Origin of the sequence: Chloracidobacterium sp., from assembly GCA_016720705.1 — a bacterium.
In the GTDB taxonomy this organism is placed as follows: domain Bacteria; phylum Acidobacteriota; class Blastocatellia; order Pyrinomonadales; family Pyrinomonadaceae; genus OLB17.
On the sequence record JADKKB010000007.1, the window covers coordinates 169483 to 188934 of the forward strand.

The following is a 19452-nucleotide window of genomic DNA, read 5'->3' on the forward strand; positions in this document are numbered from 1 at the left end:
ATGTCCTCACTTATTAAATATATGCTAAACTTTTGCTCGTAAATCCTTATTAGAAGTTTAGCATTTTGCGAATTTTTCCGCGAAAGCGCCTTGATTCTTTGACCTCATATATGTCGACAAGAAAGCTAATAATAGCGTCCATTTTCGCCTTTTCTGCCTTCGGTTCGCTGATAAGTGCTCAGAATCGCTCGAATGAACCGATCCCGGCAATGCCCAAGATGCTGACGCAACTCGAGCAAATGAATGTCCGCGAGCAGTGGCTCGAAAAGCGACTCGGCGGCATGCTCTTGCCGATGATGAAGCGTCACGGCATCGAGATGTGGATCGTGGTCAACGAAGAATTTCACAGCGATCCTGTGACCGAATATATCGTGCCGCCGATACCTATGGTCGGGCGGCGTGACTTTTTTATCTTTATCGACCGCGGGACACGCCTCGAGCGGATCGCCGTCGTACGGTATGTCGAAGAGCGTTTGAAAAAGCACTATAAGGTTCTCAATCCGCCGCGTGCCGAGCTCGCCGCAGCGATCAAACGGATCGTGGACGAACGAGCCCCGAAAACCATAGCTCTTAACTACGGCGGCAGCCGAGGCCAGCAGAACGGATTGACGCACGACGGCTACCAATTTATGGCCGAAGCACTCGGCCCCGAAAACGAGAAAAAGTTTGTTTCCGCCGCACAACTGCTCACTGACTTTTTTGACACCCGAGTTCCCGATGAACTGCCGCATTATGAGACTGCGGTATTAGCAACCGACGTCATTACTCGGCGGGCGTTCTCAAACGAAGTGATCACTCCGGGCAAGACCACCGTCGGCGACGTACGCTGGTGGATGATGGAACAGGTCAATAGACTTGGCCTCGGTATCTGGTTTCAGCCGGATATGCGTGTCCAGCGACAGGCAAAATCAACTGCTGCTGGGGAGCAGTTTCTGGACGTTGCCAATGAGTCGTTGGTGCTCGAGCGAGGCGATCTGATACACGTTGATTTTGGCCTGATCTATATGGGCCTCAGCACCGACTGGCAAAAGCACGGTTACATTCTCAAATCCGGCGAAAAGGACGCTCCGGCCGGATTTAAGGCCGCTATCAAAAACACAAACCGCTTGCAGGACATCCTTTTCAGTTTCGGCCGGGCCGGAATGACGGGATCCGATCTGTACGAAAGGACGATGGCGGAATGTAAAAAGCAGGGCATCGACGCGATGATATATTCACATCCGATCGGTGCTCAGGGCCACGGCCTCGGTGCCTCGATCGATTTTCGCAAGAGCCTCGGCGGCGACGAAGACCGCTTCAGACTCGGGTCATTTACATCGATCGAGCTCAATACGTCGACTAATATCCCGGAATGGAACGGCCAGAAGGTTACGATCATGGCGGAGGACGATGCCGTGATGACGTCTGCCGGATTTAAGTTCATTCGCCCGCGACAGACCGAGTTGTATCTGATCAAATAAAAAATGATATCCGTCTCCGAAGCTACCCAAACCATCCGGCTCAGATCCGCGCAACGCGGCACTGAGAGTGTGTCACTGACCGACTCGGTCGGTCGTGTTTTAGCCAACGATATCGTGGCAGACACCGATCTGCCGCCGTTCGACCGTTCCCAGATGGACGGATTTGCCGTTATTGCCGCGGATGTCGAGAGTGCCCCGGCCGAACTTACGATCGTTGGCGAATCTGCTGCCGGTCACGGATGGCACCACAAAATGAGTGGCGGCCAGACCGTTCGCATTATGACGGGAGCACCGGTTCCGCCGGGTGCAGACTCCGTTCAGAAGATCGAACTGACGAGCGAGGCGTCGATGGTAGGCGACAGCGGCGCAGACTCCGTCACGATCCTGCAAAGCGTCAAACTCGGAGCTAATATCGTCCTAAAAGGCGCAGAGATACGGTCAGGAGAACGTGTGTTTCAGTCCGGCGAACGCATATCGCCGGCGATGATCGCATCCTTAGCCGCTTTTGGCTACTCTGATCCCGAAGTGTTTCAGAGGCCAAAGGTTGCGATCCTCGCGACTGGCAGCGAGATCGTCGATATCCGAAGTTCGCCCGGAATTGACCAGATACGTAATTCAAATGCCCCGATGTTGTCTGCATTGGCGGAAAAGTGCGGTGCCGAATCGCGAATTTTGCCGCTGGTCGATGATGATCTGGACCGTCTGGTGGATACGATCGGAAAGGCATTAGAGGAGTGCGATGTTTTGATCATCAGCGGCGGTGTTTCCGTCGGCAAATATGATCTGACCAAGCCGGCCCTGAGCAGGTTGGGGGCGACATTGCACTTTGAAAAGGTTCGCCTCAAGCCCGGTAAACCCGCGGTCTTTGCGACACTCGGCGCCAAGCTGATCTTTGGGCTGCCGGGCAATCCGGTATCGGCGGCCGTGACCTTCGAACTTTTTGTGCGTCTCGCCCTGTGGGCTCTGCAAGGTGCTCGCGATACCGAGATGCGTCGCGGCACTGCCCTTTTGGGCACACCGGTAAAGGCGGCGAAGGGACGGGACACTTACCTGCCGGCGTCACTTAGTACCGATGATAAAGGCCATTTGATCGCCACGCCGACGCGTTGGCAAGGCTCGTCGGACTTTATCGGATATTCGCGGGCCGAAGCATTGATCGTCGTCGAGGCAGATGCTCGGCTTGAGAGCGGTGACCCATCGACTGTGTTATTTTTGATATAAGACCAATGACCGAACCTGTAGCACTCGCCCACGAAGCGATCCACGAAACCGTCGAGTCGATCCTCGCCGGCGGCGGCGGTCGCCTGCTTGATGTGCCCGCCGGCGAGGGAGCTCTGGCACAAAGGCTAAAGCGTGTCGGCTACGATGTTTCGTGTTGCGACCTCTACCCTGAGATATTTCAGCTTGACGGTGTCGAGATCCGCTCGGGCAATCTCGACACGCGTCTGCCGTATGAAAGTGGCGACTTCGAGACGATCGTCTGCGTTGAGGGCCTCGAACATATCGAAAATCCGGCAAATGCCATTGCGGAATTTGCCCGACTGACCGTCGCGGGCGGCCGATTGATCGTCTCAGTGCCAAACATTATGAATATCGAGGAGCGCCTTAAATGGCTCTTTTCCGGATACACATCGCATTTTAAGCCGCTGTCGCGTCCGGCGCTGGACAAGATTAGCCGTGAGTTTCCGGGTATGGAGGAGATCGCCCTGCACGTCAATCCGATCGGGTACTCTGAGGTGAGATTTCTGCTCGAAAAATACGGCTTCGAGATCGTCAAGATCTATCGTGACAAGGAAAAAAAGAACTCGTGGGCGTTTCGCCCGCTCGGAGCGATCATTCGGCTCGTTTCGCGATTTTCCTCGGCCGCAAAGCGTGCTGAGCGTTGGTCGGACGAATTAAATTCGGACGAAGTGTTGTTCGGCGGCAACACATTAATATTTGAGGCAAGGAAGATATGAGCGAACTTTCGCATTTTGACGAGGGCGGTAAGATCAGGATGGTTGACGTTTCCGGCAAGGCCGAGAGCGTGAGGCGGGCGGTCGCGTCAGGCTGCGTTCAGCTTTCTGCCGCGACGCTGGCGACTCTTCGCTCGAACGCAAACCCAAAGGGTGACCCGCTCGAGATCGCACGAATTGCGGGCATAATGGCGGCGAAACGCACGTCCGAATTGATCCCGCTCTGCCATCAGATCAATCTATCCAAGGTGAATATCACCGCCGAATTCAGGGACTTCGGCATATATCTCGAAGCCGAGGCAATCACAGCAGCACAGACCGGCGTCGAAATGGAAGCTCTCACCGCCGTCTCGGTCGCAGCACTGACGATCTACGATATGTGCAAGGCGGTTCAGAAGGACATCGTCATTAGCGACATACGGCTAGAGAGCAAAACGGGCGGCAAGAGCGACTATCAGCGTTTAGTCGAAAACCAATAACCAACGACAAGCATCGAACTTTCGGTTAGAATAAGCGTATTCGGTCATAGATCCGCAAAGGAGTGTTTTTGAAGTATGGGATATAAGTTAGCCGAAGATGCCAAGCCTCAGGTCATCCTTTTGATCATTGCGACCGTCATCACGATAGTGTTGTGGTTTATACCGTTCGCCGATTATCTGGTTTATCCGATCAGGCTTTTTGTGACATTTATACACGAAGCAAGTCACGCCCTGATCGCGGTTTTGACCGGTGGTTCGGTTCAAAGCCTGACCATCGCCTCAGACGGCAGCGGAGTCGTGTATTCTGCACCATCGAGCTGGTTCGGCGCTATGCTGACCTCGAGTGCCGGTTATCTTGGGACCACGGTTTTCGGCGTGATGATGCTTGTGCTGATCCGCAAGTCCGTTTCGCCGCATAAGGTGCTTGTAGGTTCGGGCATATTTATCGGCACGATGACGGTTGTATTCGGCATTTTGAGCCCGATATTTCACTTTCTATCGCTCAATGTCGCGTTTTCGAGCGTTATATTCACTGTCGGTGCCGGGCTTTTGCTGACCGCCGGGCTTCTCGCTCTGGGCAAGTTTTCGAGCTATCGCGTGGCAAACTTCTCGGTTGCGTTCTTAGCGATCCAGTGCCTGCTCAATTCCCTGTCCGATCTCAAAACCGTATTTTTCATCAATGCCCCGCTCGTTGGGTCCGACTTGGCCAATGACGCCAAGAATATGGCTGACGCCACCGGTTTACCGGGCGTGTTTTGGGTATTTCTCTGGATCGTGATCTCCGTGGTTATGATCTCGGTCGGTATGCGGTTTTACGCCGTTGCCAAAAATAAAAACTCGTCGGTTTCTGTCTTTGAGGACTGATCTATGAAACTACTTCGCACGTTGATATGTATTCTCGCACTCGCTTTTGCCGCTTCTGCTCAGATCAAAAAGGCAGAGCCGCCGGCGGTTAAGCCGGACTTCGGCAAGTCGCTGCAGATAGTCGTCGTCGTTACAAAAGACTGGAACGCCATCGAAGGCCGCGCACGGATGTTCGAACGCAGTAATACGTCATCAAAGTGGAAGGCTGACGGCGAAGATTTTGCCGTTGTGGTCGGCCGCAGCGGCCTCGCAATGGCCGAAGCACGGAGCGGCGACGCTTCGGCCAAGGTCAAAAAAGAAGGCGACGGTAACTCGCCGGCAGGTATGTTTCCGCTAACCGAGTCTTTTGGCACCGGATCAAAGCCGAACGCCGTCGAACTGCCTTACACCAAGCTTGTTGAATATACCGAGTGCGTTGACGACGTCCGTTCCCACTTCTACAACCGCATCGTCAACCGTATGCAAGTCGGCAATTTTGACTGGTCGTCGTCCGAAAAGATGCTCGCGATCGGTGAGCAGTACAACCTCGGTATTTTTGTCGGATATAATAGTTACCCTGTCGAAAAGGGCCTCGGATCGTGTATCTTCCTTCATATATGGAAAAGTCCGACCGACGGCACTGCGGGATGTACAGCAATGGAACGCCGCAATCTCGAAACTCTGGTTGCCTGGGCGGCTCCGTCTAAAATTCCATATCTCGTACAGTATCCGGCGGACGTGTACGAAAAAAATCGCAAAAAGTGGAATCTGCCCAAGTTCAAATAACGCTCGGCCAGATGCAGGTCGGATCGCGTCTGCTCGTCCGCTCTCGGGTGGAGTGGCGGCACGCGTCCATCAGCAAACTCGCTGACGAAAAGGTCGTTATCACTGTGTGCTCGCCGGGCGGGCGTACCTATCGCCTTCGCCGCAAGGCCGACGCTGAGGTCAGCCTCAGCGGACCGATCGCTATTCTGATCGCCGACTACGGCGACGATTGGCATTCGAACTTTAGTAACTACGACACTCGCTGGTGATCTGCCGCGTCATCCCCCAACCCGCTTTTGTTTACCCAAAATCCATTTGGTAAAATAAACTTTTGTCCAAATGCCGGGAACCGAATCTATGCACGCCGCCACACCGAAAAAGGAAGATCAGATCGAGGTTCGCGGTGCGCGCGTCCACAATCTTAAGAACATCAACGTCTCGATCCCGTTCAATAAATTAACGGTCATTACCGGCGTGTCCGGTTCGGGCAAATCGTCCCTCGCCTTTGATACGCTGTATGCCGAGGGACAACGCCGTTACGTCGAATCGCTCTCGGCCTACGCCCGCCAGTTTCTGGAGCGGATGGACAAGCCCGACGTTGATGAGATCACCGGCATCGCCCCGGCGATCGCGATCCGGCAAAAGAATTCGACCAAGAATCCGCGCTCGACCGTCGCGACCCAGACCGAGATCTATGATTATCTCCGGCTGTTGTTTGCCCGGGCCGGACAGACCATTTGTCACAAATGCGGACGTGAGGTCAAAAAAGATTCGCCCGAATCGGCTGCGGACGAGATCCTGGCGGAACTGCCGGACGGCACTCGATTCTATCTGCTGTTCCCTATTCAGGAAGAAGTTTCTCGTGAGATCGTCCGAACTGCAAAAAGAGGCAAGCCCAAGGCCTCGTCCAAAGATCTAAGTACGTCAGCATATCTCATTTCCCTGCTCCAACAGGGGTTTTCGAGGCTGTTTCGCGGCGGCGAGGTGATCGAACTCCAAAAGCCGGAGGATTATTCTTTTGACGATTTTGACGAAACGTTCGTCCTGATCGACAGGCTCAAGGCCGGCAGTGATATTCGCCAGCGGCTCGTCGATTCGCTCGAAACCTGCTTTCGCGAGGGCCACGCGGCCATTGTCGAAACCGCCGTACGCTCCGGCGAAACGGACGGCGTTCCGGCGATCCTAAAGTTCTCGGACCGCTACATCTGCAAATACGACGGCACGCGATATGAGGAGCCGGAACCGCACCTTTTCAGCTTTAATTCACCATTCGGGGCGTGTCCGACGTGTCAGGGTTTCGGCAACACGATCGGCATCGACTACGGCCGGGTCATCCCGAATCCGTTGATCTCACTTAAGGCCGGTGCGATCGAGCCGTTTACGCGGCCTCAGCACGCTTGGGCGCAGAAAGAACTCGTTAAATATTGCGCGGCGGCAAATATCGATATGACCGAGCCCTATGCGGATCTGCCGGATTTCCAGCAAAACTGCATCATCTACGGCGACGAAGGCTGGCGCGGCATTAAGGGCTTTTTTGAATGGCTCGAAACCAAGAAATATAAGCTCCACGTCCGTGTCTTTTTGGCTAAATACCGCGGATATACACGCTGCCCCGATTGCGATGGCCAGCGACTGCGGCAAGAGGCACGCGACGTCAAGATCGGCGGCCGTTCACTGCCGGACATTGTCGAAATGTCGATCAGCGTCGCTCACGAGTTTTTCGGTCAGTTGGTGCTCGATAACGAACGTGCTCAGATCGCCGATAAACTGCTGACCGAAATTCGCCGTCGGATCAATTTCCTGGTCGAGGTCGGGCTCGATTATCTGACGCTCAACCGCCTCGCGGCGACCTTGTCGGGCGGCGAAGCTCAGCGGATCCAGCTTGCGACCAATCTCGGTTCGCTGCTGGTCGGCACGCTCTATGTCCTAGACGAACCGAGCATCGGACTGCATCCGCGTGACAATTCGCGTTTGATCAGGATCCTGGAGAATTTACGCGACATCGGCAATACGGTCATCGTCGTCGAACACGACGAAGAGACGATGCGATCAGCCGACCACGTCATCGATATCGGGCCGCACGCCGGTGAGCACGGCGGTGAACTCGTATTCGAGGGTGATTTCAAGCATTTGCTAAAGAGCAAGGCCTCGCTAACCGCCAAGTACCTTCGCGGCGAAGCCGAGATCAAAGTACCGCAAAATCGCCGGCCTGTAACCAAGCGAAAGATCGAGATTACAGGTGCTCGCGAGCATAATCTCAAGGACGTCTCGGTCACTATACCGCTCGATATGCTCGTCTGTGTGACCGGCGTCTCCGGTTCGGGCAAATCGACGCTGATCCACGACGTGTTGTACGCCGGGCTGAAAAAGCAACGCGGCGAATGGAATGCCCACGTTGGATTTTTTAAGGAGATCACCGGCGGAGACCTGATCGACGACATCGTCCTCGTCGACCAATCGCCCATCGGGCGCACTCCGCGCTCTAATCCGGTGACTTATATCAAGGCGTACGATGCGATCCGAGAGGTTTTTGCAGCGACCAATACGGCCAAGTCGAAAGGCTATAATGCATCGCACTTTTCGTTCAACGTGCCCGGTGGGCGATGTGATATTTGTCAGGGTAGCGGGACCGTCACGATCGAGATGCAGTTTTTGGCCGATGTCGAACTGACCTGCGAGGACTGCCGCGGGATGCGGTTCAAACAAGAGGTCCTTGACGTCAAGTTTAAGGGCAAGAATATCCACGAAGTATTGCAGTTGACCATTCGCGAAGCGATCCTTTTCTTTAAGGATACTGCCAAGCTGACCTCGAAGCTGAAGGTTCTCGAGGCGGTCGGCCTCGGGTATCTGCGTCTCGGCCAATCGGCAACGACGCTCTCCGGCGGCGAAGCCCAGCGTGTAAAGCTCGCTTCGCACCTCGCCCAAAAAACCTCTTCGCAGACGCTGTTTATCTTTGACGAACCGACGACCGGTCTGCATTTTGACGACATCAATAAACTGCTCACCGCCTTTCGTGCACTGATCGACAACGGCGGCAGCCTGCTAGTCATCGAACATAACATGGACGTCATCAAAACCGCCGACCACGTCATCGACCTCGGCCCCGAAGGCGGCATCGGCGGCGGCGAGATCATCGCCACCGGCACCCCAGAGGAAGTCGCCGAAGTAAAGGACTCTTTCACAGGACAATTTCTGAAGGCAATGCTTCAATAGGAACATCGGTCCAATACGACTCTCTCATCTCGACCCTGCTGAGTACGGGATCCGGAAAATTGGGATCAGACGTGCCTTGAGGGCTTATCCCAACATTTCCCGTCCTCTGTATGCCCAAACGACCTTTTGCGCCTAACACACGCCACAAACCACCGTCAGAACCGGGAGAGATAGCGACTGGGTTCTTTCCCTTTCCGACGCTCCGAGCCGAAGACGAAGGCTTGATGGCACGACCGGCCGTTTCCAACTGACGAATCGGAAATGAGTCGATCAGGTTTCATGTAGCCAGCCGCTCGATCGAAGCTGTGCACGAATAGATGATGGCATTCGCTAATTACAGCGGTGCAAGTTTGAAAAGAATCTAACTAAAAACGGAGGCGCCGGTTGTTCTCTTTTGTCACCCAATCAAATGCTCCGATCGCATCCCAAAGATGCTATATTACCCGTGCGCTTGACTTCAGGGGGTTGCTTCATAGATGACCCCGATCGCTAAACCTTGGGATCGGTGCAGGAGGTGGCTTTTCAGCAACTGTTACCAACACAACCATTTTTGGACTACTCAATATCCGGGAAATGTTGGATCCCAAAGGACGACCATGTAGTCAGCAATAATACTGAAAAATGTTTGAAGATAATCAAAAAAGACAAAGAATTTTCCGCAAATTGTCGTTCATAACGGTATTTTTAGCTTTTGCTTGGGGATTGCTTGGATTCTATATTTTCGCCACCGCTTCGCGGTTTTCAGACTCGGCGAATGGCAAAACACATCATATCTACTACAAGTCGACGGAATTTTATGTTTCGGATATTCAATATTACGTCTTCATTGGGCTTATGATAGCGGCATTTCTGAGTATCCCATTTTTTACGATGATTACCTCACCTAAAGTGGGTTTGTTTAACTATGACGACTAAAATAAGAGCGATCGGGGTCACACTTGCGATATTGCGGTTCTCTATTCTGATTCATACTACTCGATCGTGAGAGCGATCCTGGTTGCCGTGTCGATGCAGCGATACGGGGCACGACTTCGCTATTATGATTCTTCATTAAACTTTGCCGGACATTGCCCTTCTCTTTCGATGCGATCGAGCGAGCGATGTCTTTTGGCTCTTCGCCGGTCGTGGGGTTTTGCGAGGCGGCGATAGCGTCATTTTGTACCTGTTGCGCCTTGGTGTCAATACAATTTTGGGCGATACGGTGACGGGTGACAAGTGGCGGGAGAGATCAACGAAGAGTTCCCTAACGCGGGGATCGTCTGAGTGGTCGGCGGCTCATTTTGATTTAACGAAGAACTTAAACGCAGATGACGCAGATGACGTAGATAAGGGCGGATCTTAAGATCATCTCTTATAGATCGATCCGAAATATCGGCGTCATCCGCATTCAAATAAAGCCTTCTCGTGACGTTGCATCTATGCGACAGAAACGTATCGTTGCAATCCGTATTACAATTTAACCAGTCAATTGATCTTTGAAAACTAACGAATTATGCGAGTCCGAATCGAGCATCAATGACACGCTGCGCGCGCTGAGGTGTCGGGACATGGGACAGTTTGGTCAATACAGAATTTAGAATATCGAAGGTAGAGTTTAAGACGCTCAAACGTCTGTGTTTATCGCCAAACCAACCTTGTGTGCGCGGTGAGGTGGTGGGACTTGGGACAGTTTGTTCAATTCAGAATTTAGACTATCGAATATAGAATAGGCAGATCAAAATACTCGGATCTTTCAAAAACACCTAAAACGTAATTTGAAACAGCTCAAAGCCACTAAATGCACCAAACACACAGGTTAGGACATTTCTGAGCACATTTTTGAATGAACCCGATGGGTGTAAAATTAATTTGAAACAAAATCGATAGCTAAAGTCGCCATTCAAAGGGCTTAATTTGTTTCAAATTGTTTGAAAACACAAAATTAATTTGAAACACTTTTCGTCCGTAACGCACAGCAAACGCACGGTTTAGCGTTACAGAACGTGTAAGCTGACTGTTTCAAATTAAATTGACCTAATTTGGGACACTCCGAAGCGGACAACCGATCGAGATCCGTCTCAGTTTAGCTGCAGGCGATCTATTGAGTGAGACGATGTTACCGATTGCGATAGGAGTTACAACGCCTGACCGCTTTTTCGACAACGACCTACTAAGACGGTCTCGTGCGATCTGCCCCGACGACTTCGTAACGCAATTTGAAATGTTTAGGGTCATCTATGAAGTAAGTACTCAAGTCAAGCGCACGGGTATTGTGGCATCTTTTGGATGCGGTTAGTGCGTTTGATTGGGTGACAAAAGAGAACAACCGGCGCCTCCATTATTAGTTAGATTCTTTCAGATACGCACCGCTGTAATTAGCGAATGCCATCATCTATTCGTGCACAGCTTCGTTCGAGCGGCTGGCTACATGAAACCTGATCGGCTCATCTCGAACTATATCGAGATGGCTGGTCGTACCATCAGACCTTCAGAGACTGAGCGGGTTTCCCCGTCACCTCTCCTGACCCCTCGTACAAACCAACTTCGCCCCGCCGTGTAAACTCCTCGTAGCTGATATTGTCACGAAGCATGACATAACAGTTAATGAGAAGCTTACGGGCCGCTGCAACTTTTGCTTTCGGGCGGCCTCTACGACGGCTAACCTCGGAATAGAACTTCCGTATCTTCTTATCGCGACTTGCCTGGGCTGCCTGCCCGAGCAGGTACCTTGCGAGCCGCGAACCTCGCTTGCTGATCGAACCGATCCGCCTCGTCTCGCCCGAGCTTTTCTCCAACGGGTCGAGTCCTACAAATGCCACGACCTCTTCCTTACGGCGAAAGCGTCGAACATCGCCGAGCGTGTGAACAAGTGCCATGGCGTTGATCAGCCCGATGCCGGGATGCGTCATTAGCAATTGAGCACGCTCTTCCTTATTCGCCTCTTCCTCGAGCCTCGCCTCCACGGCCTTGATCTGGCGTGTCAGCTCGTCGCAAAGAACAAATCGAGAGCTGACCAGAAGCCGCTCGACCTGTGTCGTCTCAACCTCCTCGATCTTCTTTCTCGCCTTTACCGCCGGCAAACGGAACCGTGGCAAGCCCTTCGATCGTGCGAACGCCTGCAGCTGATTCACCACCGATGTCCGCTTGCTCACCAATGAGTGACGATAGTTCAGCAGATCGAGCATCTCTCGGCTCTGCTCGTTCCTCGGCGTGATCGCCGGAAATGTCCCGCGCATCAATAGATCCAGGATCGTCTCCGCATCCCTGTGGTCGTTCTTGTGTCTCGATAATGCTGCTCGACGGATCATCCTAGGGTCTCCGATCTTGAGCGTCATTCCATTGTCAAAGAGCAACTTCTCAAACCACCACAGCGATCCCGTGGCCTCCGTTCCAATAACCGCGTCCTTTCCGCACTTGCGGTAAAACGCCTTTATCCCCGCCTTATCGCTATGAAGAAACCGCTTATATCTGATCTCTCCATCCGCTTCATCCACAAAAGCAAGCGTCTGCTCATATGGATGAAAGTCAACCCCAATGTATACTGCCATTGTTGATCTCGCGGGTTGTTATTCTTTTGTCAGAATTCGAGTTTACACAAAAACTCGACTCCCGCGAGGTCAACACTTCATAGCATCAGTCATCGCCAAACTTGGCTCGCCAGTACGGTGCGACCTGCTTCATTACTTCGCAGTCACAGTAGCCGCCATTCTCGTTGAGCCAGTTGGTGATCTTCGGAAAATTGAGTCCGCGCTCCATCATATAACGCATCGAGTAACGCAGTGTGTGATCGCACTCTTTGTCGTAGAGTTCGTCTTCGACGTAATCGAGCAATTCGCTCATCGATTCCTGCCCGGCAGGCATCGCGTTAAGAAATGCGTCGAGCTGTTCGCCATTCATTTGTTCGAGATTCTCGATCTGTCGTTTACGTAAGATTGCCATAATATATGTCCATCAAACTTTAGTTTGATGATCTTGCAGCGAGGTCATTGAAGGCCAAATGCATTCTCCTGTCAACCGCGGTGTCGTCAAAATATGTCCATCAAACTTTAGTTTGATGATCTTGTAGCGAGGTCATTGAAGGCCAAATGCATTCTACTGTCAACGGCGGTGTCGTCAAAATATGTCCATCAAACTTTAGTTTGATGATCTTGCAGCGAGGTCATTGAAGGCCAAATGCATTCTACTGTCAACCGCGGTGTCGTCAAAATATGTCCATCAAACTTTAGTTTGATGATCTTGCAGCGAGGTCATTGAAGGCCAAATGCGTTCTCCTGTCAACGGCGGTGTCGTCAAACTAAAGTTTGTCGGACATTTCCGCTCGTTGGGCTTCTTCGAGTTCGCGATGCTTGACGCCTTCTCGGCCGTCGTAGGTGGCGAATTTCGGCAGGAACACCGCCGCACCCAATACGGCGACCACACATAGTATGCCGCCGCTGACGATCGCCGACTTAACACCGAACTTTTCCGCGACGATACCCATTTTAGCACTACCGAGCATCGGGCCGGTGAGATAGCTCATCATTTCGATACTGGCAAGGCGGCCGCGGAGGTAGTTGGGAATAGTTTGGTTCCATATGGATCCGCGAAATATGCCGGAGATCATATCAAAGAAACCGGCGGCCGCGAGGAACAACAATGCCGGCACGATGCTGTCAACCAGGCCGAAGAACATAATAGCCACGCCCCACAACACGGCAGCTATTGTCACCAACAGGCCGTGACGGTTGATATTTCGCGTCCAACCGGAAGTGAGGCTTGCGACGAGTGCCCCGCCAGCGATCGCCGCGGGGAAAAATCCGACATATTTCTCGCCGTATATGACAGCAAGCGCCGGATAAAGTGCCTGCGGCATCGCAAAGAACATTGCCGCAATGTCGATGAAATACGTTCCGACCAGTTCCTGGCGACTGAACGCATATTTCCACGCACGCTTGATCGATTGAAAACTCGGTTTTTCGGCGTTCGCCGGCGGCGGCACCGCTCGGATCATAAACACTGCGATAAGCGACGCGATAAACGTGAGTAGGTCGAATGCGTAGGCGATCGACGAGCTAAATTGCGTCGCGATAATGCCGGCAAGTGCCGGACTGACAATGGCACCTAAACTGTAGCGGATCGAGTTGAGTGCCATCACGGCAGACATCATCTCGACCGGAATTACTTTCTGAATAAACGATTCAAATGCCGGTCGCTGTATAGCCGCGAGGCCCGCGTGCAGTGCAACAGCTACGAACAGCACCCACACCTGCGGTTGTGGCAAAAGTGCATTTACCAGAAGGATCGCGGTCACTGTGGTTTGGCCGATCTCGGTGACGCGGAGCAGTTTGCGTTTGTCGAAAAAATCCGCCATCGCACCGCCGACAAAGGCGAGTATGACCATCGGCACAAATTCTGCGAGGTAGATATACCCGACCATCGCGGACGACCCGGTCAATTGATACATCTGCCACGGCACGACGATAAACGTCATCATCGAGCCAAAAAACGACACCAACTGGCCGGTAAACAGCAGTCGATAATCGCGAGATGCCCGCAGCGGTGAAAGGTCGAGTAGCATTAAGTGTTTAGGGTTTCAGATAATCAGTCCAGTGAAATAGCCACGTGGCGTATATATTCATCACGAACGATGTAACGAAGAGCACCCATTCACCGGGCGACACGCGTTTCGGCATAGATTCGAGCATTATCAGGAATAGCCACGGCAGCAATATCATCGCGTACCGATATCCGAACTGCCAGCCGCCCGAGTTGCCGTGGATCCAGAGCAAGAATGTGAGTATTATCACCGCCGCCCACGATGCATACTTTAGCCAACGATCACGCGACCCGAATCGAAGTGCAAGCAGTAGAAACGGACTGCTGAAAAGTATCGAACTGCTAAATCCGTCGGGCACGAGATATGGAAATGTGCTCTTTACATTCCACAGCTTGAAAAGCATTTCCCAAGCCTGACGCGAGAGATAATATGTAGAGAAGATCCCGTGATCGTACCAAGGTTCGCGCAAAACTCCCGGGATCCGTGCGTAGCCAAAATCTGTAAACGAATGAAACCGCACATAGTTATAGACAAGCGTCGCCACACCCAACACGAACGGGATCGCGCAAAACTTCGCAAGTGTTTTCACGAAAGGGTGGCCAATGCCGCGAGATGGAGGTTTAAGATCGGTTAACGAAACGTCAGGATCTAAAACGTCTTTAGCTTTACTGACCCGATTCCCTCTCTGCGTCTCTGCGACTCCGCGGTTTACATCCTGTCGCAGCAACAGGTACATAAACACGGGTGCCGTGAGCAGGTTTTCCGTCCTGTTGCCGAATGCGAGTGCAAACAAGAAACCTGCGAGCAACGGGCGGCGGTCAAAGACCGTGAAGTAGATCGCCCCAAGTTGTCCGACCATCGCAAATCCCAGAGCGAGTTGCCACGCTCCGGCAAATGTCAGATTGGTCCACATAAACGTTCCGAAAAGGATCGCCATCGTCAAAAGGATCTGACGCGTACGTGAAACGTCGTAATGAGATGCGATCTTTAGCAGCAAAAAACAGATCACGGCCGCGTGGATCGAGGCTATTATCCGGCCCGGCGAATCGGCGATCAACCCAATATTTTTGACCAAAGCTGCGGGCATCATCGAGATCACCGCACCGAGCGGAAAAACGGAATAATAGAAACCCTCAAAAGGGACAAATTCGTTGAGCCAGGACGGTCGCGGTTCGCTAAAACCTGTCCTGCCCATCAACAATTGTCCGGCGACGCGAAAAGTATAATCGTAATAGTTCTGCGGATTAGGATTTGAAACGCAATAGACGACGGCCGCCGCCAAAGAGATCAGTGCCGCCACTAGATTTGTGATCGTAACATTTTCTGCCGGTTGCTCCGGCCGATCTGATTCGGTCATCGGTCGTATCACGCGGCGAGTATTTTTAGCTTAAATTCGTCGTTTGCCAGATAGATCTCGGGTTTGCGACCCGAAAAACGCGTTGACTGTCGCAGGATCATCGGCAGACCGCCGTGTGGGGCGTTTATGCCGTACTCACGTCGGGTAAATATCGCCGCGATCTGTGGATTAAGTCGCTGGGTAATTCCGTATCGGATGGCCCGCGATGCCGGCGGCGAGAAGCCATTGGTCCGGCGTGGATTGATAAACTCGATCGAATTGTCGTAAATATTTATCCGTGTCCTGATCTCACGCAATGCGAGATCCCGGTGTATCAGAGCATTTATCACTGCCTCGGAAACTGAATAGTAGTGATAGTGTGAGCGTGCCTTAACGACCGATTCGGTCACCAGTTCGAGTTTGCGTTTTGGCCGCTCTTTGGCGAGATCAGTATATCGTTTGATGAACTCGATGATCGCTTCATATTGCGAATGCATATTACCCTTGAGTTCAACCGCCTCGATAAGTTGTGCCGTTGCGTTGTCGCCGGAGAATCGGGCGACCGTCACATTCGAGCGCGGCAGGAGTTCAGGCACGCGGTCATTCTTGCCAAACAGCAGAACGGCCGCCACGGTCGGAAAAAACTCGTCAGCGTTGCCGACCGCAAGCAAAAGGTCCTTGCGCAAAAAATCGCTGGTTTGATAAAGGTTAATGTTTGGTGCGGTATCGTCGAATCCGCTGGCAAAACTCCACAGCAATCCATCGTCAAAATCGTCTTCGGTCACGGTTTGCAGAGGAATATTCTCGAACCCTACCGGACGCAGTTCGTCGAGCCAGTTCGACAGTTCGTCACGTGTAACCTCACGTTTTTCGGCACCAAACCGCATATAAAACCGCCCATCGCGAGTGCGGTACGGCTTTCGCTTACCGTCGATGTCAAGAGCAACGATCCGCTTTCCGCTGTCAAATGCCAGCGTATCGATCAGCGGCACGAGCGATGGCACGATCTCTTCGCGGCAGATCCGGGTCAATTCTGCCTGCACCCATTCCGGATTCGACACACCCTCGATCCGTAGTTGGTCGTTGACACCGAATATGATCGTTCCGCCGTCAGTATTGGCAAGTGCGACGATGCCCTGCGCGATCTTCTCGCTGTTCGAGAGCTTGACCTTGAGTTCGAGATAGGTGTCTTCCCCGCCGCGGATCAACCGCAGAAGTTCTGTACGAGTGGTCGTCTGTGCGGGTTGATTTAGTAAGTACTCTTGAAACGACTGGTCGCTTGGGGAGTCAAAACGCTGGGTGTGACGAAATTTTCTTCTCGGCATCAGGTTTTGTCGCGGGGGACTTGTGTAACGACGAAGCCGCTCATCTCCGCCCGAATGTTGCTGATAATACTGCTGGCATTAATTAACAATTCAATTGAAACATCGGACGCCCGAAATGTAAATAACGGGAGCTTTCAAACGGCGAGAACCAGAATACGACATCATAAGATCCTCGTTGACATACACAAGTCAATCAATTAAATATTAATGGACAGTCCTGATGATATAAAAATGAAATTCTCGACAACATTATTCGCCCTTTTCTTGTCTATTATCGTTATCGTGAACTCGCCGGCACAAACCAAGGCTCCGACGCCGACGCCTAAACCTACTCCGACCGATATGTTCGACTTGTCCGACCTTGGCGATTATCTCGGGACGATCAAAGAAGGATCATCCGCGTGGGACATATTTAAAGTTACGCAGTTGATGGAGGAGCGTAAATACGACGATGCGATCAAAATATTTAACGAGTCCCTCAAAGCCGACGACACCAACGCCTATATCCGAGGTTATCGGGCGCTTGCGTACTATTACAAAAGGGATCTCGATAAAGCCCTGATCGATGCTGCGGCCTCGCTAAAGAAAGATCCGATCGAAGTGCGTGCCCTGGATGTCCGGGCGATGATCGAGAGAGATCGCGGAAAGAGTGAGGCAGCTAAGAAAGACTTCGAACTCGCGATCGAAATTTCTACCAAAGCTATCAAGGCTCGGCCGGGTTCGATGGACGATTATTTCGCACGAGCTGAGACTTACAGGCTTATGGGCGAGAATGCCAAAGCTGCCGCCGACTACCGTAAAACACTGGAACTGTCGCCTGCCTACAATTTTGCTGACACGCATCTCAAACTCGTCACCGGCGTCCAGCAACCAAAAATCGGCGTTCGGCAACCGCCTATCGTCGATGATGAGACGGAATTTCAGGCCCACGCGAAAGAATTCGAACGTCTCGCACCGCTACTTGAAGAGGCGGGCGATAAGGCGGATGCGTACGAGAACGCCCTGAAATTCGATAACAAGAAAAACAACCGCAACGCATATTTTCGTGCCGCCGCCGACAATTCGATATGCAAAGCGCTCGCGGATTACGATGCTCTTTATGATCTCGCGTCCGCCGAAGCTAACGCAATGGCTGACATGGTCCAATCGGGAGCCTTCGAAAAAACATCAGATCTCGCGGTCAAAGCTAGCGACGCCGAGAACACTATCGAGGGCCTCGGCGGAGACATACTGACGCGGCAGATGATCTGGAAATGCGTCGCCGAAAAAACGGGAACAACGACAGTCTCGCCTCCGCCTGTGACAGATCTTAAGAGCCGAACAAAAGCCGCGATAGATAAAAAAGATTACGACACGATCCTCAGCGAACTCAACGGACTTATCACAAAGGATAAAAAGAACTCAGAAGCTTTCGCACTTCGCGGCGATATATATTTGGCTCAGACCAAGACCGAACTTGCGCGTGCGGATTATAACCAGGCGATCAAACTCAGCCCGAAAACCTCCGCTTACTATTACAAACGCGGGATGTCGTTTCTCGAAAATCCGGCGTACAGCATTCTGACCGCGATGGCCGATTATAGTAAGGCGATCGAGCTCGACCCGACTAATTCCGACGCGTATAAACAGAGAGGTTTGCATTACATGATGGACCTTCAATTTGCGCCGGCAAAATCTGATTTCCTTGCGGTGCTAAAGCTAACTCCAAATGACGCACAGGTTAATTACCGTCTCGGACGTATATATGTGAAAGAAAATAACGCTGACGCAGCTATTGCTTGTTTTTCTACGTCGATAAAGGCAGATCCAAAATTTCCATGGGTATATGCAGAACGCGGCGAGGTTTACGAATACCTAAATAAAAATAATGAAGCGATAGCTGACTATTCTCAGACCATCAGATTGGAGCCGAATCTTCCGGCCGGTTACTATGACCGTTCGAGGCTGTATGTAAAGCTTAAAGATTACGCACTGGGCGTGGCAGATATGACCAAGATCATCAGTTTCACTGATAGAAGTTCTGGCGATTATCTGCGGCGCGGCGATATCTATGTAGAATGGGGAAAATACGACGAAGCTCTCGCGGATTACCAGTCAGCGATCTATATGTCCCCAAATGATCCCGCGCCGAAAAAGCATTATAACGATCTCGTCCCGATCATTAATGCTGCTCGTGCAACGGCTCCGACGATGAGTGCGATCTATAATCCCGCTCTCGCAGCCTACACACCCATCGAAAAAGAACTGTCAACGAGGGTGGATACATATCTGAACCTCAAAAAGAGTAAAGATGCGTCTCCCGCAACCGGCAAGAGCCCGCTGTGCAATCACATCCCCTATTTGATCACTCTCACTGACAAGGCACTCGTAGCAATTAACCCTATCCAATTGCTGTTCCTTAAGGGCAGCCTCAAAGGCTTTTCCGAACAGATCGACTTTATCGAAGACCGCGAGAAAAGGCTCGAAAACACTAAAAAGATGCTCGAAAAAGATATAAGCACCTTTAGCTGTCAGACCAAGATCTATTATGTCGAGTAAACTGTTACTTGCGGCTTAGTAGC

General features: G+C 52.0%; 14 protein-coding genes. 9 read left to right on the forward strand and 5 right to left on the reverse strand.

The window, feature by feature from the left end; all coding sequences use genetic code 11:
• The first annotated feature begins 110 nt into the window (after positions 1-110).
• From IPQ00_07970 to uvrA, 8 genes are all read left to right on the forward strand, one after another.
• Positions 111-1460, forward strand: a complete 1350-nt coding sequence (locus IPQ00_07970) for a M24 family metallopeptidase (GenBank protein MBL0240495.1) — start codon at positions 111-113, stop codon at positions 1458-1460.
• 3 nt (positions 1461-1463) lie between these two features.
• Positions 1464-2681, forward strand: a complete 1218-nt coding sequence (locus IPQ00_07975; protein MBL0240496.1) for a molybdopterin molybdotransferase MoeA — start codon at positions 1464-1466, stop codon at positions 2679-2681.
• A gap of 5 nt (positions 2682-2686) precedes the next feature.
• Positions 2687-3418: a methyltransferase domain-containing protein gene (locus tag IPQ00_07980; GenBank protein ID MBL0240497.1), complete on the forward strand. Its 732-nt coding sequence runs from the start codon at positions 2687-2689 to the stop codon at positions 3416-3418.
• Complete coding sequence (gene moaC, locus IPQ00_07985) at positions 3415-3894, forward strand: cyclic pyranopterin monophosphate synthase MoaC (GenBank protein ID MBL0240498.1); 480 nt, start codon at positions 3415-3417, stop codon at positions 3892-3894. Before IPQ00_07980 ends, moaC begins: the two co-directional genes overlap by 4 nt.
• A 75-nt stretch (positions 3895-3969) precedes the next feature.
• Positions 3970-4758, forward strand: a complete 789-nt coding sequence (locus tag IPQ00_07990; GenBank protein MBL0240499.1) for a M50 family metallopeptidase — start codon at positions 3970-3972, stop codon at positions 4756-4758.
• A gap of 3 nt (positions 4759-4761) precedes the next feature.
• Positions 4762-5523 (forward strand): hypothetical protein, encoded by a 762-nt coding sequence (locus IPQ00_07995; GenBank protein MBL0240500.1) that lies wholly within the window; start codon positions 4762-4764, stop codon positions 5521-5523.
• The gene (locus IPQ00_08000; protein MBL0240501.1) at positions 5499-5771 is read left to right on the forward strand and encodes a hypothetical protein; all 273 of its coding nucleotides are present in this window, start codon (positions 5499-5501) and stop codon (positions 5769-5771) included. The genes IPQ00_07995 and IPQ00_08000 overlap by 25 nt, the downstream gene beginning before the upstream one ends.
• Positions 5772-5859: 88 nt before the next feature.
• The gene (gene uvrA / locus IPQ00_08005; GenBank protein ID MBL0240502.1) at positions 5860-8715 is read left to right on the forward strand and encodes an excinuclease ABC subunit UvrA; all 2856 of its coding nucleotides are present in this window, start codon (positions 5860-5862) and stop codon (positions 8713-8715) included.
• Between the two features lie 2459 nt (positions 8716-11174).
• Here uvrA and IPQ00_08010 read toward each other — a convergent pair.
• The 5 genes from IPQ00_08010 to IPQ00_08030 form a co-directional block, all read right to left on the reverse strand.
• Positions 11175-12242, reverse strand: a complete 1068-nt coding sequence (locus tag IPQ00_08010) for an IS110 family transposase (protein MBL0240503.1) — start codon at positions 12240-12242, stop codon at positions 11175-11177.
• Between the two features lie 85 nt (positions 12243-12327).
• A complete protein-coding gene (locus IPQ00_08015; protein MBL0240504.1) occupies positions 12328-12633 on the reverse strand; it encodes a DUF2695 domain-containing protein in 306 nt (101 codons plus the stop codon).
• Positions 12634-12988: 355 nt separating this feature from the next.
• On the reverse strand, positions 12989-14251 hold the full coding sequence (locus IPQ00_08020; GenBank protein ID MBL0240505.1) for an MFS transporter: 1263 nt from the start codon (positions 14249-14251) through the stop codon (positions 12989-12991).
• Positions 14252-14258: 7 nt separating this feature from the next.
• The gene (locus IPQ00_08025) at positions 14259-15587 is read right to left on the reverse strand and encodes a hypothetical protein (protein ID MBL0240506.1); all 1329 of its coding nucleotides are present in this window, start codon (positions 15585-15587) and stop codon (positions 14259-14261) included.
• An 8-nt stretch (positions 15588-15595) separates the two neighbouring features.
• Positions 15596-16891, reverse strand: a complete 1296-nt coding sequence (locus IPQ00_08030) for a putative DNA binding domain-containing protein (GenBank protein MBL0240507.1) — start codon at positions 16889-16891, stop codon at positions 15596-15598.
• 231 nt (positions 16892-17122) lie between these two features.
• Between IPQ00_08030 and IPQ00_08035 the strand changes: the two genes are divergently transcribed.
• A complete protein-coding gene (locus IPQ00_08035) occupies positions 17123-19429 on the forward strand; it encodes a tetratricopeptide repeat protein (protein ID MBL0240508.1) in 2307 nt (768 codons plus the stop codon).
• Positions 19430-19452 lie beyond the last annotated feature (23 nt).